This window comes from Emticicia sp. TH156 (assembly GCF_002855535.1).
Lineage (GTDB): Bacteria > Bacteroidota > Bacteroidia > Cytophagales > Spirosomataceae > Emticicia > Emticicia fluvialis.
Window position 1 is genome coordinate 163,186 of the sequence record NZ_PKRS01000005.1, and the last position, 23,307, is coordinate 186,492.

General features: G+C 40.9%; 27 protein-coding genes. 6 read left to right on the plus strand and 21 right to left on the minus strand.

Annotation, left to right across the window (positions count from 1 at the left end):
• Nucleotides 1–15 precede the first annotated feature (15 nt).
• Together C0V77_RS11030 and C0V77_RS11035 are read right to left on the minus strand one after the other, a co-directional pair.
• Complete coding sequence (locus tag C0V77_RS11030) at nt 16–1,362, minus strand: HlyD family secretion protein (protein ID WP_101726416.1); 1,347 nt, start codon at nt 1,360–1,362, stop codon at nt 16–18.
• A gap of 6 nt (nt 1,363–1,368) precedes the next feature.
• Nucleotides 1,369–3,006 (minus strand): peptidase domain-containing ABC transporter, encoded by a 1,638-nt coding sequence (locus C0V77_RS11035; RefSeq protein ID WP_101726417.1) that lies wholly within the window; start codon nt 3,004–3,006, stop codon nt 1,369–1,371.
• Between the two features lie 129 nt (nt 3,007–3,135).
• On the opposite strand from C0V77_RS11035, the gene C0V77_RS11040 reads away from it, so the two are divergent.
• A complete protein-coding gene (locus C0V77_RS11040) occupies nt 3,136–3,810 on the plus strand; it encodes a TetR/AcrR family transcriptional regulator (protein ID WP_101726418.1) in 675 nt (224 codons plus the stop codon).
• 121 nt (nt 3,811–3,931) lie between these two features.
• Here the strand turns inward: C0V77_RS11040 and C0V77_RS11045 are convergent, their stop codons facing one another.
• Nucleotides 3,932–5,263: a Fic family protein gene (locus C0V77_RS11045; protein ID WP_101726419.1), complete on the minus strand. Its 1,332-nt coding sequence runs from the start codon at nt 5,261–5,263 to the stop codon at nt 3,932–3,934.
• A 235-nt stretch (nt 5,264–5,498) separates the two neighbouring features.
• On the opposite strand from C0V77_RS11045, the gene C0V77_RS11050 reads away from it, so the two are divergent.
• Nucleotides 5,499–5,792, plus strand: coding sequence for a hypothetical protein (locus C0V77_RS11050; protein ID WP_143706068.1), 294 nt, complete (start codon nt 5,499–5,501; stop codon nt 5,790–5,792).
• A gap of 153 nt (nt 5,793–5,945) precedes the next feature.
• Here C0V77_RS11050 and C0V77_RS11055 read toward each other — a convergent pair whose 3' ends face one another.
• The 5 genes from C0V77_RS11055 to C0V77_RS11075 all read right to left on the minus strand — a co-directional run bounded on the left by C0V77_RS11055 (nt 5,946) and on the right by C0V77_RS11075 (nt 8,203).
• Nucleotides 5,946–6,371 carry an SRPBCC family protein gene (locus tag C0V77_RS11055; RefSeq protein ID WP_101726421.1) on the minus strand — a complete coding sequence of 142 codons (426 nt, stop codon included), beginning with the start codon at nt 6,369–6,371 and terminating at the stop codon, nt 5,946–5,948.
• Between the two features lie 52 nt (nt 6,372–6,423).
• On the minus strand, nt 6,424–6,750 hold the full coding sequence (locus C0V77_RS11060; protein ID WP_101726422.1) for a hypothetical protein: 327 nt from the start codon (nt 6,748–6,750) through the stop codon (nt 6,424–6,426).
• A gap of 80 nt (nt 6,751–6,830) precedes the next feature.
• On the minus strand, nt 6,831–7,136 hold the full coding sequence (locus C0V77_RS23305; protein WP_216824431.1) for an SHOCT domain-containing protein: 306 nt from the start codon (nt 7,134–7,136) through the stop codon (nt 6,831–6,833).
• 2 nt (nt 7,137–7,138) lie between these two features.
• On the minus strand, nt 7,139–7,489 hold the full coding sequence (locus C0V77_RS11070; protein WP_101726423.1) for a hypothetical protein: 351 nt from the start codon (nt 7,487–7,489) through the stop codon (nt 7,139–7,141).
• A 21-nt stretch (nt 7,490–7,510) separates the two neighbouring features.
• Entirely contained in the window at nt 7,511–8,203 is a 693-nt protein-coding gene (locus C0V77_RS11075; RefSeq protein WP_101726424.1) for a helix-turn-helix domain-containing protein, read from the minus strand.
• 270 nt (nt 8,204–8,473) lie between these two features.
• Between C0V77_RS11075 and C0V77_RS11080 the strand changes: the two genes are divergently transcribed.
• The 3 genes from C0V77_RS11080 (at nt 8,474) to C0V77_RS11095 (ending at nt 11,848) form a co-directional block, all read left to right on the plus strand.
• Complete coding sequence (locus C0V77_RS11080; RefSeq protein WP_143706069.1) at nt 8,474–8,872, plus strand: hypothetical protein; 399 nt, start codon at nt 8,474–8,476, stop codon at nt 8,870–8,872.
• 620 nt (nt 8,873–9,492) lie between these two features.
• Nucleotides 9,493–9,759: a hypothetical protein gene (locus tag C0V77_RS11085; protein WP_101726426.1), complete on the plus strand. Its 267-nt coding sequence runs from the start codon at nt 9,493–9,495 to the stop codon at nt 9,757–9,759.
• Between the two features lie 1,087 nt (nt 9,760–10,846).
• Nucleotides 10,847–11,848 carry a hypothetical protein gene (locus C0V77_RS11095; protein ID WP_143706070.1) on the plus strand — a complete coding sequence of 334 codons (1,002 nt, stop codon included), beginning with the start codon at nt 10,847–10,849 and terminating at the stop codon, nt 11,846–11,848.
• Between the two features lie 444 nt (nt 11,849–12,292).
• On the opposite strand, the gene arsB is transcribed toward C0V77_RS11095, so the two are convergent.
• From arsB to C0V77_RS11120, 4 genes are all read right to left on the minus strand, one after another.
• Nucleotides 12,293–13,324, minus strand: coding sequence for an ACR3 family arsenite efflux transporter (arsB, locus tag C0V77_RS11105; RefSeq protein WP_101726429.1), 1,032 nt, complete (start codon nt 13,322–13,324; stop codon nt 12,293–12,295).
• A 3-nt stretch (nt 13,325–13,327) separates the two neighbouring features.
• Entirely contained in the window at nt 13,328–13,942 is a 615-nt protein-coding gene (locus tag C0V77_RS11110) for a low molecular weight phosphatase family protein (RefSeq protein WP_101726430.1), read from the minus strand.
• 19 nt (nt 13,943–13,961) lie between these two features.
• Nucleotides 13,962–14,435 (minus strand): DUF6428 family protein, encoded by a 474-nt coding sequence (locus tag C0V77_RS11115; protein WP_101726431.1) that lies wholly within the window; start codon nt 14,433–14,435, stop codon nt 13,962–13,964.
• A 76-nt stretch (nt 14,436–14,511) separates the two neighbouring features.
• Nucleotides 14,512–14,841, minus strand: coding sequence for a helix-turn-helix transcriptional regulator (locus C0V77_RS11120; protein ID WP_101726432.1), 330 nt, complete (start codon nt 14,839–14,841; stop codon nt 14,512–14,514).
• Nucleotides 14,842–16,127: 1,286 nt separating this feature from the next.
• Here C0V77_RS11120 and mgtA point away from each other — a divergent pair.
• A complete protein-coding gene (gene mgtA, locus C0V77_RS11125; protein ID WP_101726433.1) occupies nt 16,128–18,656 on the plus strand; it encodes a magnesium-translocating P-type ATPase in 2,529 nt (842 codons plus the stop codon).
• A 72-nt stretch (nt 18,657–18,728) separates the two neighbouring features.
• On the opposite strand, the gene C0V77_RS11130 is transcribed toward mgtA, so the two are convergent.
• From C0V77_RS11130 to C0V77_RS23105, 9 genes are all read right to left on the minus strand, one after another.
• Nucleotides 18,729–19,046 carry a hypothetical protein gene (locus tag C0V77_RS11130; RefSeq protein WP_101726434.1) on the minus strand — a complete coding sequence of 106 codons (318 nt, stop codon included), beginning with the start codon at nt 19,044–19,046 and terminating at the stop codon, nt 18,729–18,731.
• A complete protein-coding gene (locus tag C0V77_RS11135) occupies nt 19,043–19,603 on the minus strand; it encodes an ADP-ribosyltransferase domain-containing protein (RefSeq protein ID WP_101726435.1) in 561 nt (186 codons plus the stop codon). Before C0V77_RS11135 ends, C0V77_RS11130 begins: the two co-directional genes overlap by 4 nt.
• Before the next feature lie 114 nt (nt 19,604–19,717).
• Nucleotides 19,718–19,924: an ArsR family transcriptional regulator gene (locus tag C0V77_RS11140; protein ID WP_101726436.1), complete on the minus strand. Its 207-nt coding sequence runs from the start codon at nt 19,922–19,924 to the stop codon at nt 19,718–19,720.
• An 18-nt stretch (nt 19,925–19,942) separates the two neighbouring features.
• Nucleotides 19,943–20,209, minus strand: coding sequence for a YciI family protein (locus C0V77_RS11145; protein WP_101726437.1), 267 nt, complete (start codon nt 20,207–20,209; stop codon nt 19,943–19,945).
• Nucleotides 20,210–20,616: 407 nt separating this feature from the next.
• A complete protein-coding gene (locus C0V77_RS23085; protein ID WP_158237932.1) occupies nt 20,617–20,772 on the minus strand; it encodes a hypothetical protein in 156 nt (51 codons plus the stop codon).
• Between the two features lie 345 nt (nt 20,773–21,117).
• Complete coding sequence (locus tag C0V77_RS23090; protein ID WP_158237933.1) at nt 21,118–21,270, minus strand: hypothetical protein; 153 nt, start codon at nt 21,268–21,270, stop codon at nt 21,118–21,120.
• 475 nt (nt 21,271–21,745) lie between these two features.
• On the minus strand, nt 21,746–21,898 hold the full coding sequence (locus C0V77_RS23095) for a hypothetical protein (RefSeq protein ID WP_158237934.1): 153 nt from the start codon (nt 21,896–21,898) through the stop codon (nt 21,746–21,748).
• A gap of 776 nt (nt 21,899–22,674) precedes the next feature.
• Nucleotides 22,675–22,827, minus strand: coding sequence for a hypothetical protein (locus C0V77_RS23100; protein ID WP_158237935.1), 153 nt, complete (start codon nt 22,825–22,827; stop codon nt 22,675–22,677).
• A 193-nt stretch (nt 22,828–23,020) separates the two neighbouring features.
• Nucleotides 23,021–23,173, minus strand: coding sequence for a hypothetical protein (locus C0V77_RS23105; RefSeq protein WP_158237936.1), 153 nt, complete (start codon nt 23,171–23,173; stop codon nt 23,021–23,023).
• Between the last annotated feature and the right edge of the window lie 134 nt (nt 23,174–23,307).

The following is a 23,307-nucleotide window of genomic DNA, read 5'->3' on the forward strand; positions in this document are numbered from 1 at the left end:
CTCTGTCTGGTTGTGTTATTTCTTGGCTGTTTTACCGGCCGAGTCGTCAACATAATATTCAGGAGGGAAACCGTTAATATTACGCCAGATTTCGTAGCCCAGCGGCACATCTTTCAGCAATATAAAGGTGTCGGTGGCTGTACCCAGGCGCAGGGTGTTAGGCCAGGGGCGTTCGGTGGGGTCTGGCTTTACCAAAACCCTGAAGTTACCGGTGGCGTCAACCGTGTTTGAAATGGCCGTTACCACACCCCGGAAGGTGCCGTACGACTGCCGCGGCCAGCCGCTGAAAACAATGGCAGGTATACCGTCAAAAATTACGTTTACTTTACTGCCTGTCTGTAAGAGGGTGATGTCCAGCGGTTTTACAAAAATTTCAATGGCCAGTTCGGTGTGGTCTGGCACTATCTGTGCCAGTTCTTCGCCTTCTTTTACAATCTCGCCTAAGCCTGCTTTAATGGCCCGTGTTACCTGCCCACTTTGCGGGGCAATTACATAATACAACTCGTTACGGAGTTTATAGCTGTCATACTGGTTTTTGAGTTTTTCAATGTCGGCCTGTCCGGAGGCTACCTGCGATAGCGACTGGAAACGTTCACCACGTATTTTTGATACTTTTTCGAGGTAGTCCTGATTAGCTGCGTTGAGGTCGATAGAGAGGTTGATTAAGTCTTGCTTCGAGTTCAGAAACTTGATTTCGTTGCTGGTGCGCTTGGCAAGGGCGTTCTGATACGCCTGGTTACGCTGCTCATATTGGGTTAGCGATACCAGCCCCTGGTCATACATTTGTTTCTGACGTTTCAGCTGTTCGCTGGCAATGGCGAAATCGTTGCGTGCGGCCAGCATATCCATGCTGTCGGCTTGTATTTTGGCTTTGGTCTGAGCAATTTTGTTTTGCAGCTGTGCAATTTTAAGCCGCAGAGATTCTGTAATGGCCGAGGTCTGTACTGTGGCCGTGTTGGCTTTTTCCTGATAGCTCTGGTTGGCTTGTTCTTTGGCTATTATCTGCTGGCGGGTACGTTCAATCAGGCTGGGGTCCAGGTATTCAACTTTTACTTCTTGCAGGCGGGCAATGGTGTCGCCTTTTTTTATCATGTCGCCTTCTTTAATATACCATTGCACTACTTTGCCTGTTATGGCGCTATAAACACCCTGCTGGCGTTGTTCCTGCCGGAGGGTGGTTACCTTGCCCCGGCTTTTGATGTTCTGGGTCCAGGGCAGAAAAGCCGCCATTACTATCAGGCCCAACAGGCCGTAGGTCCAGTATTTTACTTTGCTTTGTTTGTTGATAAAATAAATATCGCGAAACGACTTCGGTTTTTTGTTCAGATCCTGGTCTTCAAAAATGGTTTCTAAGTATTTCATCTGAATTTATTTTAACTCTAATATTTTATTGAAATGGGGTTTGATTTCCTGTTGCTCAGAGGCAACCACTACCGTAATGGGCAAATTGCAGATGTACTCTGCCACTTTTTGTGCTTTAGTGGCGCTCAGGTTTTTGAACGGCTCATCCAGCACCATCAGCGAGCTGGGTTGTACAAAAGTGCGCAGCAGCAGGATTTCCTGAATCAGATGCGACGACAACTTGGCGCCTTTGGTGAAAAGCTCGGTGTCATAGCCATTGTCAAACTCATCAATGAAGCCGTCAAAACCTAGAATTTTTATTAAAGACGTTACGGTTTCGGGCCTGATGTCGGTATTACCTATACTGATGTTGTCCCAGAGCGAACCGTTAAAAATTTCGTTCTGGCCGCTCAGGTAGGTCAGGTGCTTTCTGATGCTCAGAATGTCGTAATTATCTATTGGTACATCATTGATAAGGATATGACCCTGATACTGCGTAAGGTTATTGCTGATTAGTTTCAGAACCGTGCTGGTGCCTCTGCCAGAGAGGGTTTTCATGAGCAGGGCTTTTTCGCCGGGCTGAATCACGAACGACAAGCCATTAAGTATGGTTGAGTGTTTGGTATAAGCAAAACTTACGTTTTTAAATTCAACTTTTAAAGGGTTGCCATTGCTTAACTTCAGTTTACCGCTCGACTCGGTAGGTTTTTGCAGCACCTTGTTGAGTTTTTCAACGGCCGTGAGTACGTCGTAAACGATATCAATACTGGTGATGAGTTTTTCTACCGAAGCCGTAATGGCAATGATTACGATTTCGGCGGCTATAAACTGGCCGATATTTATGAGCTGATTGAGCAAAAGCGCACAGCCGATTATCAGCATGGCAGCGGTGAGAATAACCTTAAAGGCTACGAGGCTCCAGTATTGGGTTTTGAGGATGCCGAAGTGACGGGTGCGGTTCTCGAGATACCCCTGCGTGAACTCGTCGGTCCGTTGTATATTCAGGTGGGTATATTCGTAGTTTTTAAATGTATTCTGGTTGCGGCTTATTTCCTGCAGCCAGGCAGCAACTTTATACTTGTAGTCGCTTTCTTTCAGGCTGGTTTCAAGGCCTCGGTCTGAGCTGAGTCTGAATATCAGGTAGACAATGAGAATAAGTAAACCGCCAAAAGCAATAAAAATAGCATGATAAAAAGACAAAAGCAGAATACCGAACAATATCTGCACAATGGCGGTGGGTACCCCCAGTAATAATTTAGAAAGGCCTTTTTGCAGATTGATGGTATCAAAAAAACGGTTGGTTTGCTCGGGCATATAATAGCCTTCGGTGGCTTCGGGCCTTATTTTCGGCAGGGTGTCGGCATATTCAAAGGCATATCTTACAAATATTTTCTGCTGTATTTTCTCGCTTAACTTCATCTGGTTTATCTGCAGCAAGCCAGCCAGAAAAACGCTTACTATTACCAGCCCTATCAGTACAACCAGCGAAGTGGAGGCGGTGTTGTACATGACAAAGTTGATGATTGACTGAATGCCCAGTGGCATAACCAGCTGTATAATACCCGAAAGGATAGCAAAAAAGTAAAGGGAGGTTATGTCTTTCTGGTCAAGCCTTAGTAAGTTGATGATTCTTATAAAAGGATGAATAGTGTGATTGTCGGCCATTGGGTAATATTTTTTGCAAAGATAAAAAACTTAAGTTATGATAGTGTTACTATTATATAATATTGTTGTAATATCATTTATTGTATAGTAACTATTAATTATCTATTTTTGTTCAAAACTTACGCAAAAATGGAGTATCAATTAAACTTTAACGTAAACCATAACATCTATATCAGAGACCCTGAGAGCAGTGAGTTGGGCCGGCAGATTGTTCGGAAGGCCATAGATCTGATATACGAAGTGGGCTATGAACATTTTACTTTCAAAAAACTGGCCATTGATATAGGTACAACCGAGGCAAGTATATACAGGTATTTTAAAAATAAACACCTGCTTCTGGTATATATACTGAACTGGTACTGGAGCTACCTAGAGTTTCTGCTCATGTTTCAGTTAAAGAACATCAGCGACCCTCACCTGAAGCTAAAGACGGTGATTCAGCTACTCACGCGTGAACTACCAGAGAATACCGGTAAAATTGAGTACAATATAACGTATCTGAACCAGATTGTAATTACAGAAAGCAGTAAAGTTTATCTGGTAAAAGAGATAAATGAAATAAACGAGGCAAAGGTTTTTAAGCAGTTTAAAGAGCTTTGCAATACGATAGCTGGTATTATTCTGGAGCTGAACCCTCAGTATGCGTACCCGCACTCATTGAGCAGTACCCTGATTGAGACTTCGCATAACCAACAGTTTTTTAGTTCGCATCTGAAAAAGCTGACAGACGTAAAAACCGATGAGGATGCCTCGGCCTACGTGGCGGCGTATCTGGAAGATCTGGTTTTCAGGGTGTTAGGGTAGAGAGCTAATTGTGAATTAGTGGATGAGCGGGTGGCGTTCTGGGGAATGAGTGAATACCTGTGTCATGCCTCAGTTCTTTTGAATATAGACTTGGCATGGCAGCGTTTGAGATTTGCTCAGATTATTTTTTTGTGTTTGATTGGATTATTTCAAAAATGCCTTTGTAGAGCTTGTTCACGATTTCTTTTATTTCCGCTTCCGTATATTTGTGGGCATAAGGAAATTCAAAGCATACTTCTGTTTTTTCAAGTTTTATTTCAAAATTTCGCTTTTGAAAAGTGGAAACTAATGATATTAAAGTATTTGAAGTTTTGTTGTTTATAGAACCACTGAACTGTCTTCCCCAGGATATTTTCTCTATATCATTAATAGATTCCAACCATTTATCTATTTCCTCAAGCAGAGTAAAAGATTTTTCGGCTTGAAAATCATCGGAATCATTGTAATTAACTATAAAATAAGAAGCAGTGCTGTAAAATAATTCATCCAATTCTATAAGTCTTTTATCTAATTGAATAATTATTTCACGTACAGCTTCTTTGTAAATCCTTAAAAAAAGTTCAAAAGTCTTAAATGGCTTTTTAGGATAAGCATTCAATTGCTCTCTTTTAAACAATGCCACCTGCTTATCAATATCATCCTCTTCTTCTATGCTTTCACCTTTGGTGGCTTTTAATTTGATTTGTAAGGACCAGATTAGTTGTTGGGAAATATACTCTATAAATCCAGTAAGATTGCCTGTATCTGCCTGATTAAGTGCGTTCAGATAATTCTTTTTATCAGCCGATTTAATAATAACGGGAGGCAGGCCATTTTTCAGCAAAACATAATTCATCAACAGTCGAGAGATTCTGCCATTACCATCATCAAAAGGATGAATCCGGACAAATTTGTAATGGAATATAGCGGCTAACTCAACCGGACTTAACTCTTGTTTTTCAGTTTCTTCATGAAACCAAGCCATTAAATCGTTCATAGCCATTGGGGTGTCAATTGGGGAGGTATAATGAAACATCTCTCCGTTCTGTAAAAGAACAGAGTTTGGATGCTGCTTGTATTCTCCAACCTGAATTTTTCTTTTGGTTGATTGTCCATCAGAGGTTATCGCCTCTTTCCAAAATGGTCTAACGAGGATTATCTGGTTAAGTTGTTTAATCTCTCGTTCAATTAATCTAGAGGATTCATCCTCAGCCAGTTCTTTAATCCAACGATACGCAACATCATGTGCTTTCATTTCTTCAAATTCGCGCATTTCATGCTGGCCATCGGTTTTATCGAACATCAACAATAACTTTGTTTCGCCATAGGTAAGGGTATTGCCTTCAATATGATTGCTGTTATAATTAAATTCTAACCTGTATTTATCATCCAGTTTTCTGGCATTTTCTTCAGAAATCGGCGGCAGGGCAGCTAATTCTTGCAACAAAGAACTTATTTTATCGCTTTCGTACATGATAATTAACCTGGTGTCTATTTTTGCAAAAACCAATCTTTACAAAAATAGGAGTATTTGGGCATAATTTAAGTTGAAAAGTAAAGATTTCTTAATTTATGATGTGTGTATCTGAAGGCGTTGAGTAACCGTGTTGCTCAAATAATGGCTCTGGCATGGTTATTTTGGGGTTTATAAGAAAACTGATGTTTCAGGCGTTTAGATAGTGTTACCAGATATAAAAAATTATTTTACCATGAGAACCATAACTACTTTTTTGCTGATTATGATGCTTTTTACGGCTGCTACCTGTGCGGATTCTGATGGCTATTCGGGGGTGATAGAAGGCATTGAGAACGGGAAGGATGGCTACGTGGCTACTTTGAAAGACGAAAACGGCAAGCGTTTTGAAGCGCTGTTTTCGATACCGAATATGGGGCCTGATCAATTTAAACGCTGGCAGGTAGGGGATAGGCTAAATTTGGAGGGCGATACCATTCATATCAACCAAACTTACAGGGTTATTGCGCGTAAGGCGGAGAAGAAATGATTTGGTGAATGATTGATTGGTGTAGTAAATACTATTTCAAGTTGTGAGACATTGCGTTCATTGATAACATTGTGGCAATGAAACCATAGCTATTATTCTTTACCCGTGCCACGCCATTTTACTCATGAGTATAGGCGTGGCACGAGCAATTACTTAATTTGCTTCAGTATAAGCCTTAAAATTATCTAATATGGCCTGCCAGCCCATTTGCTGCATTTCTACGGGGTTTTGGGTTTCGGCGTCGAAAGTTTCTTCTACCTGTGTTTCAGTACCGTTTATGTCTGTAAAAACAATACTTACCTGTCGGCCGTCGCCCATTGTGTAGGCTATCAGCTGGTTTTCTTGTACGTCGTCATAAATGCCGCCGAAATCAAAGCTAAAGCTGCCGTCTTTGGCAGCCATGGTATAAACAAACTGCCCGCCAACGCGTAAATCGTTTTCAGCCTTAGGCGTGTGCCAGTCGGGCGATGCGTTGTTCCACTGCATTACCATTTCTGGCGTGGTAAAATATTTCCAGACTTTTTCTACGGGCGCGTTCACAGTGGCCGCTACCGTAATTTTTGTGGGTTGATTACTCATTTCATCTCCGTTTAATTGGTTAAAGTTGTTTTAATTTTTGGCGTTAAGGCACTTATAAGCCTGCGGCCATTGGTAACTTATGTTTGGTATATTTGCGGCGTTTGGGGCGTTCAATATACACCAGTGGTTTTTTATATTTTTTGCCTTTACCGGTAAGCAGGTAGTCGCCTGATACTTTGTATTTTTCAATCAGAATGGTCAGCCATTCCAGTTGCAGAATATCGCGGCTGTGGTCTTTGCGAAGCTGATAGATATTGCGGCTGTTGATGTTGTTTTCGGTGTAGAAATCGTTCATGAAATGGATGTGGCCCATTTGCACGAGTTCGTCCAGAATTTCGAAGAAACGCCGGGTTACCTCCTGACTTTTATCAGATTGCATGTTAGTTAAATTTGGTTTACTAACAGCAAAGTTAATGAATGCCAGTTATGAAAAAACAAAAAAATGTGGTTTGTTGGCTATTAACCCCTTGATCTCAATACTATTTTTTTCTGAGCCTCAAATTCTTCTTTAGTCAGCGCGCCTTCATCAAGCAAGTCTTTTAGTTTTCTTAGTTCATCAGCTACTGATGTCGTATCGAAATCACCTGTAATAGTGCCTGTTATTTCAATATCTCCCTTTTTGCCAATATGTTCTTCAATCATGCTTCTCCACTTTTGGCGTTCTCTATCGGCTCCCTTGTACAAAGGTTCACCATAAGATGTGCGGGTTTTAAGAAAGGCGATAGAATAAATTATCTTTTCGGGGGCACTTATTTCAATATCCAAATCTACGCCAAAATAATTTCTATCATAGCTATTAGCAATTGTATTGTCGTAGTCAATGGTGCGGGGTTTCCTGTAATCCTTAATGATACATCTTTCAACAGACTTAACACTTTTAATTTGAGAGAAATTGTAAATTTTTGGCTCATAATCAGTTGTAACAAAACAAATCTTCTTGTTGTTAAATCAAGGCCTAGAGATGTGTTTAAACTTGTTCCATAATGAAACGTAAATGAACCAAGTGCCGGGTGTGAGGCAATGTTTTCTTTTCTGGCTTTGTCTTGCTGAGAGGCTACAATGCCAAATACAATCAGTGCAATTACAACAATAATAGAGATTAGTATTAAGATTTCCATCTTACAATTAGCTATAATTTTTCAAAAAGACCTTTTAATCACTTTAAATATTTTATGAACGTCGTTCAAGGATAATTTAAAATCGGCGTATTCGGGGCTGTCGTTACGGCTGTGGCAGGTAATGGTTGCCGTTTCTTTATCAAAGCCCACTATATCTTTAAACAGTACATTGCGTTTGGTGAGGATAACCCACCCGAATTTTGATTCCCCGAAGCCGTTCATCCATAAATCCATCGGTAGTTCTTTGCCCAGCACAATGGCTCTGTCGGGGGTGTCGTCTATCAGGCCGCCATTCATACTATCTCCCGAAATACGGAAAGCCACAAAATTACCCCTGTCTATTTTGTCTACAATAAAAGACACCATCTCGTCCGACTGCAGCGCGCCTGCTTCGCCCAGTTCGTCCAGGTAGCGGGCAAAGGCTTCGGCGCCCAGTAAAGGTGCCTGCACAATCAGGTCGCCGTTTTCATTGTTTACAAAGGTGTGTATATTACGGCTTTTGCTGCCAGTAGCTTCTTTAGGTTTATAGGTCTGAAATACTTCTTTTATGGTACGTTCGGCCAGGCTTGATACATTCCTGTCGCCGCTTTCCCATAGTTGTACTGCTCTCATAGAAACACCAACAAGTTCGGCGAACTCGGTTTGAGAGAGCTTATTTTTCTTCCGGAAACTTCTGATTTCCGTTCCGCTTATGGCAGTTGCGCTCATATTCATGATGTGTGTTCCGTTAAAGAATTAAATTTTTTTTGTTATTTACTTGCATAATGCGAACTTGTTCGCTATTTTTGTACATCATTTAACGAACAAGTAAGTATTATTCGACAAAAATACAGAAAATACGTAAATGTGCAATAAAAATTTTAAAAGATTCAGCCTTTTTAGCTCTGAATCCACACAAAACAAATTTATGGACAATAACCGTGTATAACCGGTTGCTGTAACACCTCAGAGCGGCCTGCCCCGGCTGGCCGCTTGCGGGGGGCAGTGCCTGACGCAGATGAGAATGGTATGGAGCGTGCGAGCGATAACAACCTGCGGCCTGATATAAAACCGCAAGAGGCAAGGGAGGGCGCCTTATGCCGGAAGATTGGCCACTGGGCAGAAATGGCGCTGCTGATTAACAATGAATTTGCGCCGATGCCTGTGGGCTTTGGGTACATTGTAAAAGATGCCCGGCTGGTGTGCGGCTATGTAGACAGATTTGACAGAGACAGCGGTGATGCCCTGACACCACCCGGCGAAGCGGCCATTTTTAACACGATTGAAATGCCCTTTTCTGCCAGCACCACCGCTGCTGAGGTTTACGTGTATATTCAGCGGGCGGTTGAGTTGGCTGCCGATAGATGGAGTGCCATTGAAGAGGAAAAAAGCCTTTGGGCTTAAAGATAATGCTATGACTAAAAAAAAGTGTGTGATTTGACGCGTATGCTTTGTTTTAAATCCTCCTCCGGCTGGAGGAGGCATTTCTTTAGAGGTTTAGTTAAGTTAGGTTTATAGAGGTCTGAAAATCCCCTCCGGCTCGGGGGGGCATTTTTTCCGGCTGCCAGAATTTGTAATCACTTTTTTTAGGGTAAGAATAGATATAACTAACAAATCCTCCTCCGTTTCGGGGGAGGCATTTTTCAACAATCAGTCAGGAGCGAAGCGAGGGTAGGGTGCTGGTTGGTTTAAACAAGAGAAGTGTTTAGGTTTTACATTAGTTTTAGGAACGATTAACGAAAACCCTCCTCTGCTTTAGAGGAGGTGTTTTTTCTGACATCGGCAATTAATTATCTGAACCAACAACAATATATATACAAGGCCGGGTTACTGACAACCACCGGCCATAAAAGCAGGTAATGCCTGCGCTGCCGATATGCTATCTGTGCATGAAACGGCCAATAAAACGGGTGTTTGGCCCATAATTAGTTAAAATTTTTGCCTGTGATTCTATCTGCTATGGTTTTATTCCTGCCAGAGAAAAACGTAATAATCCCATTTTTAAACCTTCAATCAATACCACAATGACTTTATTCAGAACTTTTCAACCAGCCGATTTTGAGCAGATGCTTTACCAGCGTGTAAAAATAACCCAACGAAACAAAGTTTCTATCAGGGGAAAGATACTCGATGTGATTCCGGACGAAACCAACGGCGGTTTACACAAAATAGCTATTCAACAAGATTTTATATGCTCGGGCAAGGTAGGCAAAATAGTGCGCGAAACCCGCCTGGCCGTTGGCACGGTTTATCTAAGCAACGTAGCCCAGGTAGAGATGTTGGAGCAATGAGCAATTAGTGAATTAGCGGGCGGCGTTCCGCTGATTTAGTGAATGAGTGAATGAGTGAATTAGTGAATAACTATCTGATTGGCAGATGTAAGGGTTTAATGCGGAGCCTTTGTTAAAATTTATTGTACCCATTTGCTTTTACTGAAACTATATAGGGCTATATGAACGCGAATGCCTAGTAATTTAAAGAGGGCTGATTTCAATAGATGCCGCTCAATCACCGCAACAGCACTCGCTAAATCACCGGAACGCCGCCCACTCATTCACCGCAACGGCGGCCGCTAATTCACTAATTCACTCAATCACTAATTCACTAATTGTCTCCACAAATAACACCGTGTGATGAATTATATTGATTTGGTAAATCATTTCTGGCGATTGGATGACGGTGCTCAATTTACGGGTTGGGAAACCAAGCTGTATTTTTATCTATTAAAAACGGCTAATGGTTTAGGTTGGGTAAATGAATTCTGGCATTCAGACGGGCGGGTGTCTGCCAATGTCGGAATGAGCATTAATACGCTGAAGACTTCGCGTAACCGTCTGAAACAGGCCGGATTGATAAACTTTATTGCCGGAGGCAAGGGGCATGGTAACAAAACCAGGTATCAGATTCTGCCGCCGGAGGTCTGGCAGAAAGCCAGAGCAGAAGCAGGGGCAGAGGGCAGCAAGGGGGGCTCGCGCAGTAAATATATGCCCGAAATGCCCTTGTTTATGAAACAGAACGACACTGGGCCGTCTGCCATGCCTGCCCATTTGCATGCGGAGTCGACGGAGCAAGACCAGGCCCTAAACAAAAACCCAGACGCGCTGCCCTTTGTTGAGCAACACCGCAAGCAGGCCGCCGGACACAGAATTGAGCCTTTTACGAAAGACGACCTGCGCGCCGATTTACAGGATAGCGAAATATGTAAAATGGCGGCAGGTAAAAATGATATTAAGCCTGAAGAATACGCCTTGGCAGTAAACACTTTTGTGGAAATGAAATTTGGCCTGGACAAGCAAAAACAATGGAAAGATATAAGCAGCGCGCGCGAGAATTTTTTGTATTGGCTGCCCTACTATAAACAGAACAACCTCAATAAATATGGAAAAAGTAATGCCCACAAGACCACCGGCCGACAGATTGTTGAACAACCTGCCGACGACCACTCAGTTGTTGAGCAGGGAGCTGACGGGGTCTTACGCCGAATTTCGGGAACGGGAGTACAGACCTTTGCAGGATGAACTGTTCAAGGCTATTTTTCCGGTGCTGAGCAGGCATGCCAATTCGGCCAGGCTAAGCCAGGCCATGCAGCAGGCTTTTGTGCAGGAGCTGGCCGACAGGCTGGCGAGCGAGTATTTCTCTAAAGCATTTGACTACCTGAAAATACAACAGAAACAGGAAGCCGCCGAAACCGCCAGAAAACTGCAGGAACAAAAAGAAACACGTATAGCCGCCATGCGGAGTATATCTGCCGCCGACTTTAAGGGCAGGATACTGGCAAATCTGGATGCACTGGTGGCAGCGCGCAACCCGGGGCGGAAATTCAGACTTGATAATTATTGTGTTAAAGCCTTTGAATTATGCCTCGGTTATTTTCATGCAGGGGGTGCCTCTGCCATGAACAAAAACAAGGGGATATGTTTGCTGGGCAAGGTAGGCACGGGTAAGTCTACCCTGATGGCGGCTTTTCAGGACAACCCGCTGGCGTCGTTCAGGGGTATAAAAGCGCAGGAAATTGTAGAAAGCTATGTGAATAACCCTGAGCAGGTTATTGACGAAATTCTGGCCGAAAAACCGCTTGCCGGTGATGAAAACTGCTATGGATTTACCAGATATGACCTGCTGATTGAAGAAGTAGGGCGCGAGCAACTATCGGTAAATGTAAGGGGCGAGTCTTACAAAACTACGCCCGTGAACGTAATGGAAAAGGTTTTGCTTGAACTCTACGACCGCCCCGGTGTGCGGGTACACCTGATATCTAATGCCGAAACACCCGAAAAACTCGCCACGCTGTATGGCGAAGCAGCCGCCAGCCGCATTTATGATATGTTTAATGTAATAACTTTTGACCCCAAAGCCCCCAACAGGCGGTATGGGGGCTGATTAGGGGTGAATTTTCTGTTCTTGATGCAGCCACCGGCAAACCGGTTTTGCCTGTTGGCTTGTTTTTTGATGGACCAGTCAGTTAAAAAGAATTTCATTGCACACACACTATTTACATGATTTTTGCAGCTTTTTAGTTTGTAAAATAATTACCATGAATCCTTAGCTTGACAAATTTACAGTAGTCAAAAACAAGTCAGTATCCTTTTGCCAAGCAATACCAGTAATTATTGATAAACAATTGATATAGAAACCATTACGGTCAGGAGCGCATCACAAACCATAGCGAGGTTTGGTATGGAAAGGCAATTAGAAGTGTGGCAACCTCCTTTAAAAATATTCAACTTATTCCGTTTAGTAAACAAGGGAAGCCTTGAGTTGCTCCCCTTGTAATCTGTGTAATTGGTTTAGCGTTTAGCTACAACCCCTGCACTCCATTTGCATTTAATTAAAATGCTTTTTTTTAAGCCACAGGCTTATTTTTACCAATAAAATCAGAACGGGAACTTCTACCAACGGCCCGATTACGCCTACAAATGCCTGAGGTGAATGGATTCCGAATACCGCTATTGCCACCGCAATGGCAAGTTCAAAATTGTTTCCTGTGGCGGTAAATGCAATGGCTGCGTTTTTGTCGTACGGAACACCCAAAGATTTATTAATAAAGAAGCTTAAGAAAAACATGAGTACAAAATAGACGACTAATGGTATCGCAACTTTCATGACATCCATTGGCAATTCTATTATTTTATCACCTTTCAGGCTGAACATCACTATTATGGTAAACAGTAAAGCATACAATGTAATAGGCGATATTTTGGGTACAAATTTACGGTTATACCATGCTATACCTTTTGATTTTACCAGGAAATAACGACTAAGAAAACCAGTCAAGAAAGGGATGCCTAAATAAATCAAAACACTTTCGGTCACGTCTTTTATAGATACATTTACATTGAAACTTGCCAAGCCTAATTTGTTTGGCAGTACATTGATAAACACCCAAACTAAGAAACTGTAGCTAAAAACCTGAAAGATGCTGTTTAATGCAACTAATAAGGCTGCGTATTCTCTGTTACCTTTTGCCAGGTCATTCCATACTATCACCATTGCAATACATCTTGCCAAGCCAATCAATATCAAACCAATCATATAATCCGGCTCATTTCTTAAAAAAAGAATGGCTAAACCGAACATTAAAATAGGTCCGATAATCCAGTTTAACAACAGCGAGATGCTGATAACTTTTTTATCTTTCAATACTAAAGGCAACAATGAGTAATCCACCTTTGCCAGTGGCGGGTACATCATCAATATCAAACCTATGGCCAACAGAATATTAGTAGTGCCAACAGATAGCGTATTTGTAATTTTTGAAAAACCCGGAAAGAAATATCCTAAGCCTAAACCAAGTGCCATTGCAAGGAATATCCACAAGGTAAGGTAACGGTCGAGAAATTTGAGTTTTGGTTGCATCGGCTACTTAGTGATTTTTGAAAAAACATAAAACATTTCCAATGCTATCTGTAAGCTCCTTTCTGCATATACTTTTGTCTGGTTAGTGGAATTATCTGAAATTTTTGGATCTTCAAATGTAATGGGAATCCTTTTTTCAGCACCAGCGATAAAAGGACATCCGCTGTCGGCTTGTGAGCAGGTCATTACAGCAGCAAAAGCAGATACTGGATTAAAAGGACTGTCATACTTTTTAGAAAATCCAATTATCGGTTGAGAATTATCACTATATTTTATGGCATAAACAGGATTAGCGCCATCATTTATTTTGAAAATATTAAATCCCTGATTGGATAAAGTTTCTGCTACTTTTGGAAACAATGCGGTTTCTTCTGTGCCTCCTGAATAGCAAATCACATGCTCAATATTGAAATGAGAGGCGGCTACTTGTGCCCAGACCTGTGATAAATGGCTCCTGCGCGAATTATGGGTACAAATGAAATTTATATTTATTTGCTGCCTGCTATTGACTTTCAACTGAATAAAATCAATCAATGGCTGTAAAGTACGTTTACGCTCATCGTTATTAAATTTTTCCCATTTTAACTGTTGAATGGTCTCAGATAACATTGGATACATAAATATTCTATTTAAGGGTTTAACAGCATCCTGAATTTGGGGTGCAGGAATTTGATTGATTTGGGGTTAATTCGGAAAGGCTTTTCTTTTGTTCTACGGAAGGAATTCTGCAAGCATCCTGAGCCAGGCAGGCCGTCGTTTTATTTTTCAATACAAATGTATTTCCATTGAAATCCAAATCGTACTTACCAATAGTATTACTTTGGTATTCTACTTCTATCTCCGCATCTTCAATTCCTAATTTTTCTTCTGAAAGTCTGATTATATTTAACAGCTTTCCTGGTTTCAATCGGTGCTCATAATCATTGGCATCCCACAATTGAAAATTGACTGCTTTTTCATTACGGATTACGCCGCCACAATCAATAAAATTTTTGTTGATTTGTCCGATTTCGGTAACGTGAAAGTGTTCAGGAACAAATGTTCCGTTTTCTAATTGAAATTCAACATTTTCTAATGCTGGTAAAATTTCTTTGATTTCAGATAACTTCATAATACTCAATTTAAAATGATAAAATAGATAAACGTTATATAGCAATATGGCGATGTTAAAATGTAAAAAAAATGCCTTAACAGCACTGATTTACGTTTACATTCTGATTGAAAAAGCCATTAAATTCCTCTTGAAATTGTTTCCATACCTTTTCGTCAATACAGTAACAAACTGATTTTCCTTCAATTGAACCTTGAATAATCCCTATGGTTTTTAATTCTTTTAAATGTTGTGAGATAGTTGCCTGCGCTAATCCTAATTCCTCAACCAGATTATTACAAATACATGCTTTTTGGTTGATAATATACTGCAGGATTGCTATTCTGGCCGGATGCCCTAATACTTTAAGAAGCGATGCAAGTTTATTTTGCTCGTCTTTATATATTTCTGTTTTTGTAACTCCCATTTCTATATCTGTTTACATCGTAATATTGCGATTTCATTGCAATATTACGATAATAGAATTAAATACAAAAGATTTTCGTTTTTTATTTTTGAAGGCTCACGATTTAACCTTTTAAAATCAACAAATAAATATAAAAAAATTGAATCATAACAGAGAAGCTGTTCTATATCAAAACAGAACCAGAGCCTGATTGAGATGGATGATAAAATAACCGCCAGATAGCATATCTGAATGAATGATTGCACGGGTATTTTCACCCAAAAAAAAGACAAGGTATAAAATACCCTGCCTTTCCGACTTAAAGTTTAACCTCTCGATTTCAATCTTTAAAACACATCAATTATTTACCCTAAAATGTTTTTAATTTTTTTCTGCAAGCCGGGCTTTGCCTTGCCCGATTATGCCTTTGGTTGTGGTATTAGAAGCGTTTTTTATAAGCAGGCAAATCAAATGCCATGCCAATTGCAGCCCGTAAATATTAATTTACGGATTTTTCAAATGCACTATGTAAGGGTATTTTAAGCAATAGAGGCAGAGGCAATAATGCCTTTGCAATAGAAAAGAATGTCATAAATAATAGGTTAAAAGTATTTAGTACTCTTGGTACTGGTGGCAAAATAATAAGAAAATATTTAAAACAATAATTTTCAGGTTTTTTTTTGGCCGGGGTATTGGGCGTGGGCTTTGCCGGGCACCGTAGGCAAGGCGGCATTTTTAATGATAAAAATCATAATTCTACCTAGCTGGTATCATAATTTATGTAAGGGCCTGATTCTAATTTTGAACCGCAATAAAGACAATACGGTAATGTTGCGCTGTAGTAGTTTAGCAAACATTCTTTTTTTTTTCGATTAGCTCATGTAGTTAGAAACGCGAAAAATTTACACAACAAGAGCTTAAAAGTATTTGTCAAGGGTTTGTAGAATTAGGTTCTAGATGAGGTCAAAAAGGCAGGCATTGCCTGCCTTTTTTCTACAATTGCCAGGTTGCAGCAGGTTTTTCATTTTAGTATGTAGTAAATAAGCGTGAACGGTTCGCACAATAGACATTGGTATAATGATTTTTATAAAAGCTTAGGATTAGAACAGTTAGGTTAGAAAAAGACAGGCCATGCCTGTCTTTTTTCTGATTATGGCATTTGGCCGTCGGCTATTCTGTTATAAGGGTAAACGTACAGCCTGTAAAATACTGGTTGAAAATTCTTTTAACAGGTAATGAATACTTTCTTAAAACTAAAGCTAATGTCTTGATGTTCAGGGTCTGACAGGCTTCAAACAATCTTGATAATGCAAACACCCGACTCTAAGTTTTTCTGGCAATATAATGTTTCAGACTGGGTTCAATGGCTTGGCAGTTCAGATACCGGCTTAACGGGGGCATCTGCGCAGCAGCGTTACAAGGCATCGCTTTCCGGCCGTAAAAGCAGGTCTGGTTTCAGAAAAGACCTTGATTTGTTTTTGGGGCAGTTTAAAAACCCGCTTATGCTTTTGCTGATAGGCGCGGTTATTCTTTCGGCTTTTCTGGGCGACAGCTCAGATGTATTCATTATTCTGTTCATTATCTTAAGTACAAGCGTGCTTAGTTTTCTGCAAGAACGCAACGCGGGGCGCATTGTAGAGCAGTTGCAGGGGCTTATCAGCCTGAAAGCCATGGTTATCAGAGACGGCCAGCCGCAAAAGGTGGCGTCGGCAGCGGTGGTGGCCGGAGACCTGCTTGTGCTGAAAGCCGGTGATATTTTACCCGGCGACTGCCTGCTGATGGACGCCAATGAATTATATGTAAACGAAGCAAGCCTGACGGGCGAGTCGTTCCCGGTCAGGAAAGAACCCGGACTGATAGAGAAAGAAACTGCGCTTGCCAAAAGAACCAATTGCCTGTGGGAAGGCACCAATATTGTAAGCGGCACAGCCAAAGCCCTGGTGGTTCATACCGGAGCCGACACCATTTTTGGCAGCATTATTAAAAGCAGCGGTGTTACCACAGAAACGTCGTTCGAAAAAGGCATCAGGGATTTTGGTTTTTTTCTGATGCGCATTACGCTCATCCTGTCTATTTTTATACTGGTTGTTAATTTGCTTGAACACGAAAGTGTGATAGAGTCGACACTCTTTGCGCTGGCTTTGGCCGTAGGTATGGCTCCCGAACTGCTGCCGGCCATAACCACCATTGCCATGAGTGCCGGAGCCAGGCGCATGCTGAAAAAGAAAGTAATTGTAAAAAAGCTGGCTTCTATTCAGAATCTGGGTGAGGTAAACCTGCTTTGCACCGACAAAACCGGCACCATAACTGAAGGCGTAATAGTAGTAAATGCGGTGCTTGACGGCACGGGTAACGACAGCCCGTTTGTAAAACAACTGGCGTTCTGGAATGCTACGTTTGAATCTGGCTACAGTAATCCGATTGATGATGCGCTCAGGCAAATGACAGTGGGTGATATACAGCCAGCCACCAAAACCGGAGAAATACCTTATGATTTTATCAGGAAGCGCCTGAGTATTGCCGTTGAAACCGGAGGCGAAAAGCTACTGATAAGCAAAGGCGCATTTACACAGATTACGGCTATATGCAGCCGGATACGGTTATCTGACGGCACTTTGAAGGCCTTTGATACCTACCGCGCCCAAACAGAAGACCTTTATGCCCAATATGGCAGCCAGGGGCTGAGGGTAATTGCTGTAGCCTATAAAACCATAACCATAGGCAACCCCGGAAAAGCTGAAGAGACCGACATGATTTTTGCAGGTTTTGTACTGCTGGAAGACCCCATTAAGGCTGGCATAACAGACACCCTTGCCCTGCTGAAACAATTGCACATAGATTTGAAAATCATTACCGGCGACAACCAGAACATAGCCCGCACCATTGCACAGAACATAGGCATTGTGCAACCGGTGGTAATGACAGGCAAAGAACTGATGCGCACCAGCACCGAGGCGCTGACACAAAAGGTAAAAAGTGTGCATATTTTTGCCGAGGTTGAGCCGCAACAAAAAGAGCGCATTATTCAGGCATTGCGGAAGTCGTACACGGTGGCTTACATGGGCGACGGCATTAATGATGTGGCTGCCCTGAACGCTGCCGATGTGGGGATATCGGTAGATAACGCCGTAGATGCCGCCAAAGAAACAGCAGATTTTGTGCTGATGGAAAAAGATTTATCGGTGCTGGCAGATGGCATGCGCGAAGGCCGCAAAACATTTGCCAATACGCTCAAGTACATATATATAAGCACGGGGTCTACCTTTGGTAATATGTGCAGTGTGGCTTTTGCCTCGTTGATACTGCCGTTTTTGCCCATGTTGCCCAAACAGTTGCTGCTTACTAATTTTCTTACCGATTTGCCTTACCTGATGGTGGCGTCTGACAACGTGGACGAAGAACAACTGGACAAGCCCGGCAAGTGGCGGCTTAAGGTTATCAGAAACTACATGGTAGTTTTTGGGATCCACAGCTCATTGTTTGATATCATTACGTTTCTAACCCTGATGTTTGTGCTGAAGGCCAAAGAGGCCACGTTTCAGACAGGCTGGTTTATTGAGTCTGTTTTGTCTGAGTTGTGCATCTTGTTTATCATTCGCACGCATAAGAATTTTTTCAAAAGCAAGCCGGGCGGCTCGTTGTTTCTGTTGAGTATAGCAGGGTTGGCGCTCACCATCGCATTACCTTATCTGCCGTTTGCGGCAAGCATTGGGCTGGTGCCTTTGCCACCTGTTTATCTGGGAACCATGCTGTTAATTGTGCTGGCCTATATTATTACGGCCGATATCCTGAAAGTCTGGTTTTTCAGGCATTTTCAGGGAGCCGGGAAGGGGTAACGCAGAAGAGTAAAGGCAATAAGCATTGAAAATAATCAAAATTGCAGCTTTAAGGCCATTAAAATGGCTAAATTATGGGTTAATACGGGTCTTTCCTGAGAAAGAACGAGCAGCACGCTTTTTTTCTTCAAGTAAAGAGTTGTCCTGTAAAGTTTCTGAAATTTCTTTTAATGTCTGCAATTTGGTCAAAAAACCAATAATTGCAGCTCTTTGTTCTCTTTGGGTAAATACATTTTTATCTAAAACATCTTTGAGCCATTCGGCAAAGCCATCAGTTAATGCCGGAGACGAACTGATGGAATCGTAGATGGCATCAGATACCAGATTGAAGTCTTCGCGTTTGATATGAAAGATTTCTCTTTGTTTAATATCTGTATCAGTAGTTGTCATAATATTAAAATTTCTTCTAAGGTAATTAACGTTTTTGTTCCTGATTTAGTTACCGCCAGCACCTCAAAACTTGTATTAGGTAAAAATAGAACCTCTTTTTCGTTTTGACCTGATTTTACTCCGAATTTAGAGAAATTTTCAATATCCCTGCCAGATTTGCCATAAATTGTAAACAAGGTATCACCTTTAGAAAACAGATTACCAATTAAGGAAGATTTGCTGGTAGACAAAAATAGTGGCTCCTGGATAGTGGTTCGAGAATTAAATGCTTCAATGTATCTTTGTTTTTGTAATTTATTTAGCTGGCAACCCCTGAATACCAACTGGTTATAAGCAGGTAATTTTTGTAAGGTTAAACTTAAAAACCTAGCATAATCACTCATTAGGTTGCCATTACTTTTAATCAATAATTCGTTTGTTGATTCATAGCCTTCCTCCGAATAATGATATATCAGCGCAATTTCAAAGCTAGTGAGTCGGGCATCAGATAAATCAAGTTTTTGAACGGCAGCAAGCGCTGAAGATAAATGCCTGATTACGTAATCTTCTAATTCCATTTTTTAGTCATGCCTATTTTGTTCAGCCACAGATTTTAATTTTAAAAGCAGTGGCTGAAAACGATTTTTGAAAAACCTGCTATCGGTTTTTAATGCTATGTGCCAAACAGAAGGCTAAATGGTTTCTTCTTTTATCTGCGTTACGTCAACCCCCAGTTTTGTAAACGCTTTTTCTCCTTCGGCGGTAATATAAAAATGTTTGTCGGTTGGTGTTTGTCTGGCAATCCAGCCCTGGTTTATAAAGGTTTCAGCCAGCAGCATGCCCAGTTTACCACCTATGTGTTCGTAGCACATTTTTGCAGGTTTTACTTTTTCAGTCATTTGATTGGTGTTTAAGTTTTACTCAGGCAATATGCTGTCGTTCCAGTCGCGTATGCTGAACGATTTCACCAGCCCTTCCAGTATAAACGGGTCTTCGGTTACAAATTGCTCGGCGGCGGCACGGGTCTTAAAAATGGCCATATTGCCAAAGTCGCTGAACGGCCCGATACCAATTACCTGGCCAGCCTCAATATATTTTTGAACTACAGCCAGGTGTCGTGGATACACGGCCATGATAGTCTCCATTGTTGCGCCAGACGGCTCGCCAATTACTACTGCTTTCATAGAAATCGAAAAGGTTATTGTTTTGTGTTCAGAGATGTTTTGGTGGCGTTTAACCCTCAGGCACACAGACAGGTACTTATGGCTTTGATTTTACCTGTTTTGCCCTAACTGATAGCCTTTGGTTAAAGCCCCGGATAAGGAATGGGCCAAGCCTGCAACCTTCCATTTAATGCCGGAAGCGCCTATGCAAAGATGCTGAAAAGCATGGGGTTTTCAAGGCCATTGTTTAGGTTTATTTTTAAGAGCTGCGGATGAATAATTTGATACAGATTGTATTACTAAATTGAAAATGCTGTTTTGATGCTGCAGGTAGAAATAAGACTTTTGGCAATGGTTGTAAAGACAAAATGAAAAACCCGGCAGGAGCGCTGCCGGATGGTACTTTAAGCGAATTTGCCAATATGAAATTAAGATGGTAACCCAAAATAGAAACTATCTATCTCCATAGGAGCCGGAGAAAAGCCACCTTTCAAAGTAATTTTCTCAATTCTTGGCGTTACCCATTTTTTCTTTTCTTTAGCCGTAGCTTTGTTGTTTTTTTGGGGGGGATGTTCTGTTTTCATGTTCTTAAGCAGTTTGTATGTTAAATTATTGATTTGCCTGACGAATGGGTTGGAAACCGAAAAATGCAGATGGGTGAAAAAGAAACAGCGATTGGTTTAATTTTTACACAGCAATTTTAATTGTCCCATGAAGTAAATATTTAAATTTAATTCAGTATTACAAAATTAAATGTATGTAAAAATAGGTTTTGTGGTGAGAAAGTTATCTGGCGGTGGTAAAAAATGTGCTGTGCCAGGTAAGCGGAAACAGACCAGGCTTTTACCAGAGGGGGGGTAAAAATTAAAAACCCGGCAGAGACGCTGCCGGATGGTAATCTAAGGGTATTTGTCAAAATGGATTTATGTTCAGGACTCAAGATAAAACATTGATATTTCAGAAGGAGCAGGGATAGTGCCATCTTTCAAAGTAATTTTTACAATTCTGGGTGTTACCCATCGTTCCTTTTCTTTAGCCGTAGCTTTTTTGTTTTTTTTGGAGGGGAGGTGTTCTTGTTTCATATTCTCAGAAAGTTTGTATATAAAATTATTGATTTGCCTGACGAATGGGTTGGTAACCGAAAAATGCAGATGGGTGAAAAAGAAACAGCGATTGGTTCAATTTTTACACAGTAATTTTAATTGTCCCATGAAGTAAATATTTAAATTTAATTCAGTATTACAAAATTAAATGTATGTAAAAATAGGTTTTGTGGTGAGAAAGTTATCTGGCGGTGGTAAAAAATGTGCAGTATCAGGTAAGCGGAAACAGACCAGGCTTTTACCTGAGGGGCGTTTTAAAAATTAAAGGGGTTGTATCAAAAAAATTTTATGCCAAACAGTCTTTGGCAAAGACCCCATCCCAACCCTTTCGCGCGACGGTCGCCCCAACAGTGGGGAGCGGACGCCGCTGCGATTGTTTAAAACCAAAGAATATTTTGTAACTTTTCTTTTTGAGTTAGCCCCGGTTTTTTAAGCAGAAACAGTTTTTTAAAGATTATGAATTTACGAAATATGCATAATTTTCAACTGAGGATGGCCAAATATTGCCATTGTTCACGGCTAAAATCTTCATTTTTGGTACTATCCATTTTTTCTTTTCTTTAGCCGTAGCTTTGTTGTTTTTTTTGGGGGGATGTTCTGTTTTCATGTTCTTAAGCAGTTTGTATATAAAATTATTGATTTGCCTGACGAATGGGTTGGTAACCGAAAAATGCAGATGGGTGAAAAAGAAACAGCGATTGGTTCAATTTTTATACAGCAATTTTAATTGTCCCATGAAGTAAATATTTAAATTTAATTCAGTATTACAAAATTAAATGTATGTAAAAATAGGTTTTGTGGGGAGAAAGTTATCTGGCGGTGGTAAAAAATGTGCTGTGCCAGGTAAGCGGAAACAGACCCGGCTTTTACCAGAGGGGCGTTTTAAAAATTAAAAATCCGACAGAGGCGCTGCCGGATTTTTGAAATGTAACTCGCAGGTTGTTTTGAGACGCCGTCTCTTTTTTTAAATTTCGCTTACGTTTTAGAATAAAAGATGTCTGTTGCAAACCTGTCAATTCTCTCAGGATATTTGATCGGTGTAATCAGACTCTTCTCTGTAATTATGGCGAGAGCCACTTCTCAAAGTAATTTTCTGTATTGTTGGTGTTCTCCATTTTTTCTTAGCAGGAGTTTTGGTGGTGTGTACGGTTTTCATTTCTTTTTGGGTAAGTTATAAGTTAATGTTGTTGGTTTAAGTAACGAATAAGCCGGTAATTGAAAAATGCAGAAGAAATTGGATTCAGCAAGCCTCACCTTTACCAAACCAGTACTTACTTAGTTAAGGATGGGGCTGACCAATAAGCAAATAGTGCCAAATAATCTTTGGCTCTATTTGCTTTTGAGTTAGCACCGGTTTTTTAAGCAGAAACAGTTTTTTAAAGATTATGAATTTACGAAATATGCATAATCTTCAACTGTGGATTTAAAAAAATAGCCACTATTCACGGCCAATATCCTCATTTTGGGTACTATCCATTGTTTCTTTTCTTTAGGTTTAGCCTGATTGTTGTGTTTTTTGGTTGGTTCTTTTTTCATTTTTTGGGTAGATTAATTGTTGTTGGTTTACGTAACGAAAGCGCAGCTCTGTTAAAATTGCAGTTGGATGAAAATTAGAACAGGATTCGGAGCCACTGCTTAGCAAGCCCAGTACCGGGATAGCCTGGAATGGGGCCGACCAAAAACTTTTGTGTTAGCCCCGGTTTAATATTCAAGAAGAAATTTTATGGCTTTATGATAAATGATCGTTATAAACTCCACTTTCAATCTCATCTCTAATAGCTCCACTATTCACGGCCAATTTCCTCATTTTGGGTATTATCCATTGTTTCTTTTCTTTAGGTTTAGCCTGATTGTTGTGTTTTTTGGTTGGTTCTTTTTTCATTTTTTGGGTAGATTAATTGTTAAAGTTGTTGTTTTGCCTGACAAATGGGCTGGTACATGAAAATAAGCAAATTGCTGAATACTGAAACAGGAATCAGCAAGCCACAGCTTCGCTAGACCAGAACGAGCATAGCC

What these genes read in the sequence shown, in the direction of transcription:
- C0V77_RS11030 (WP_101726416.1), bottom strand. Translation starts at nt 1,362, where the DNA reads ATGAAATACTTAGAAACCATTTTTGAAGACCAGGATCTGAACAAAAAA.
- C0V77_RS11035 (WP_101726417.1), bottom strand. Translation starts at nt 3,006, where the DNA reads ATGGCCGACAATCACACTATTCATCCTTTTATAAGAATCATCAACTTA.
- C0V77_RS11040 (WP_101726418.1), top strand. Translation starts at nt 3,136, where the DNA reads ATGGAGTATCAATTAAACTTTAACGTAAACCATAACATCTATATCAGA.
- C0V77_RS11045 (WP_101726419.1), bottom strand. Translation starts at nt 5,263, where the DNA reads ATGTACGAAAGCGATAAAATAAGTTCTTTGTTGCAAGAATTAGCTGCC.
- C0V77_RS11050 (WP_143706068.1), top strand. Translation starts at nt 5,499, where the DNA reads ATGAGAACCATAACTACTTTTTTGCTGATTATGATGCTTTTTACGGCT.
- C0V77_RS11055 (WP_101726421.1), bottom strand. Translation starts at nt 6,371, where the DNA reads ATGAGTAATCAACCCACAAAAATTACGGTAGCGGCCACTGTGAACGCG.
- C0V77_RS11060 (WP_101726422.1), bottom strand. Translation starts at nt 6,750, where the DNA reads ATGCAATCTGATAAAAGTCAGGAGGTAACCCGGCGTTTCTTCGAAATT.
- C0V77_RS11070 (WP_101726423.1), bottom strand. Translation starts at nt 7,489, where the DNA reads ATGGAAATCTTAATACTAATCTCTATTATTGTTGTAATTGCACTGATT.
- C0V77_RS11075 (WP_101726424.1), bottom strand. Translation starts at nt 8,203, where the DNA reads ATGAATATGAGCGCAACTGCCATAAGCGGAACGGAAATCAGAAGTTTC.
- C0V77_RS11085 (WP_101726426.1), top strand. Translation starts at nt 9,493, where the DNA reads ATGACTTTATTCAGAACTTTTCAACCAGCCGATTTTGAGCAGATGCTT.
- C0V77_RS11095 (WP_143706070.1), top strand. Translation starts at nt 10,847, where the DNA reads ATGGAAAAAGTAATGCCCACAAGACCACCGGCCGACAGATTGTTGAAC.
- arsB (WP_101726429.1), bottom strand. Translation starts at nt 13,324, where the DNA reads ATGCAACCAAAACTCAAATTTCTCGACCGTTACCTTACCTTGTGGATA.
- C0V77_RS11110 (WP_101726430.1), bottom strand. Translation starts at nt 13,942, where the DNA reads ATGTATCCAATGTTATCTGAGACCATTCAACAGTTAAAATGGGAAAAA.
- C0V77_RS11115 (WP_101726431.1), bottom strand. Translation starts at nt 14,435, where the DNA reads ATGAAGTTATCTGAAATCAAAGAAATTTTACCAGCATTAGAAAATGTT.
- C0V77_RS11120 (WP_101726432.1), bottom strand. Translation starts at nt 14,841, where the DNA reads ATGGGAGTTACAAAAACAGAAATATATAAAGACGAGCAAAATAAACTT.
- mgtA (WP_101726433.1), top strand. Translation starts at nt 16,128, where the DNA reads ATGCAAACACCCGACTCTAAGTTTTTCTGGCAATATAATGTTTCAGAC.
- C0V77_RS11130 (WP_101726434.1), bottom strand. Translation starts at nt 19,046, where the DNA reads ATGACAACTACTGATACAGATATTAAACAAAGAGAAATCTTTCATATC.
- C0V77_RS11135 (WP_101726435.1), bottom strand. Translation starts at nt 19,603, where the DNA reads ATGGAATTAGAAGATTACGTAATCAGGCATTTATCTTCAGCGCTTGCT.
- C0V77_RS11140 (WP_101726436.1), bottom strand. Translation starts at nt 19,924, where the DNA reads ATGACTGAAAAAGTAAAACCTGCAAAAATGTGCTACGAACACATAGGT.
- C0V77_RS11145 (WP_101726437.1), bottom strand. Translation starts at nt 20,209, where the DNA reads ATGAAAGCAGTAGTAATTGGCGAGCCGTCTGGCGCAACAATGGAGACT.
- C0V77_RS23085 (WP_158237932.1), bottom strand. Translation starts at nt 20,772, where the DNA reads ATGAAAACAGAACATCCCCCCCAAAAAAACAACAAAGCTACGGCTAAA.
- C0V77_RS23090 (WP_158237933.1), bottom strand. Translation starts at nt 21,270, where the DNA reads ATGAAACAAGAACACCTCCCCTCCAAAAAAAACAAAAAAGCTACGGCT.
- C0V77_RS23095 (WP_158237934.1), bottom strand. Translation starts at nt 21,898, where the DNA reads ATGAAAACAGAACATCCCCCCAAAAAAAACAACAAAGCTACGGCTAAA.
- C0V77_RS23100 (WP_158237935.1), bottom strand. Translation starts at nt 22,827, where the DNA reads ATGAAAAAAGAACCAACCAAAAAACACAACAATCAGGCTAAACCTAAA.
- C0V77_RS23105 (WP_158237936.1), bottom strand. Translation starts at nt 23,173, where the DNA reads ATGAAAAAAGAACCAACCAAAAAACACAACAATCAGGCTAAACCTAAA.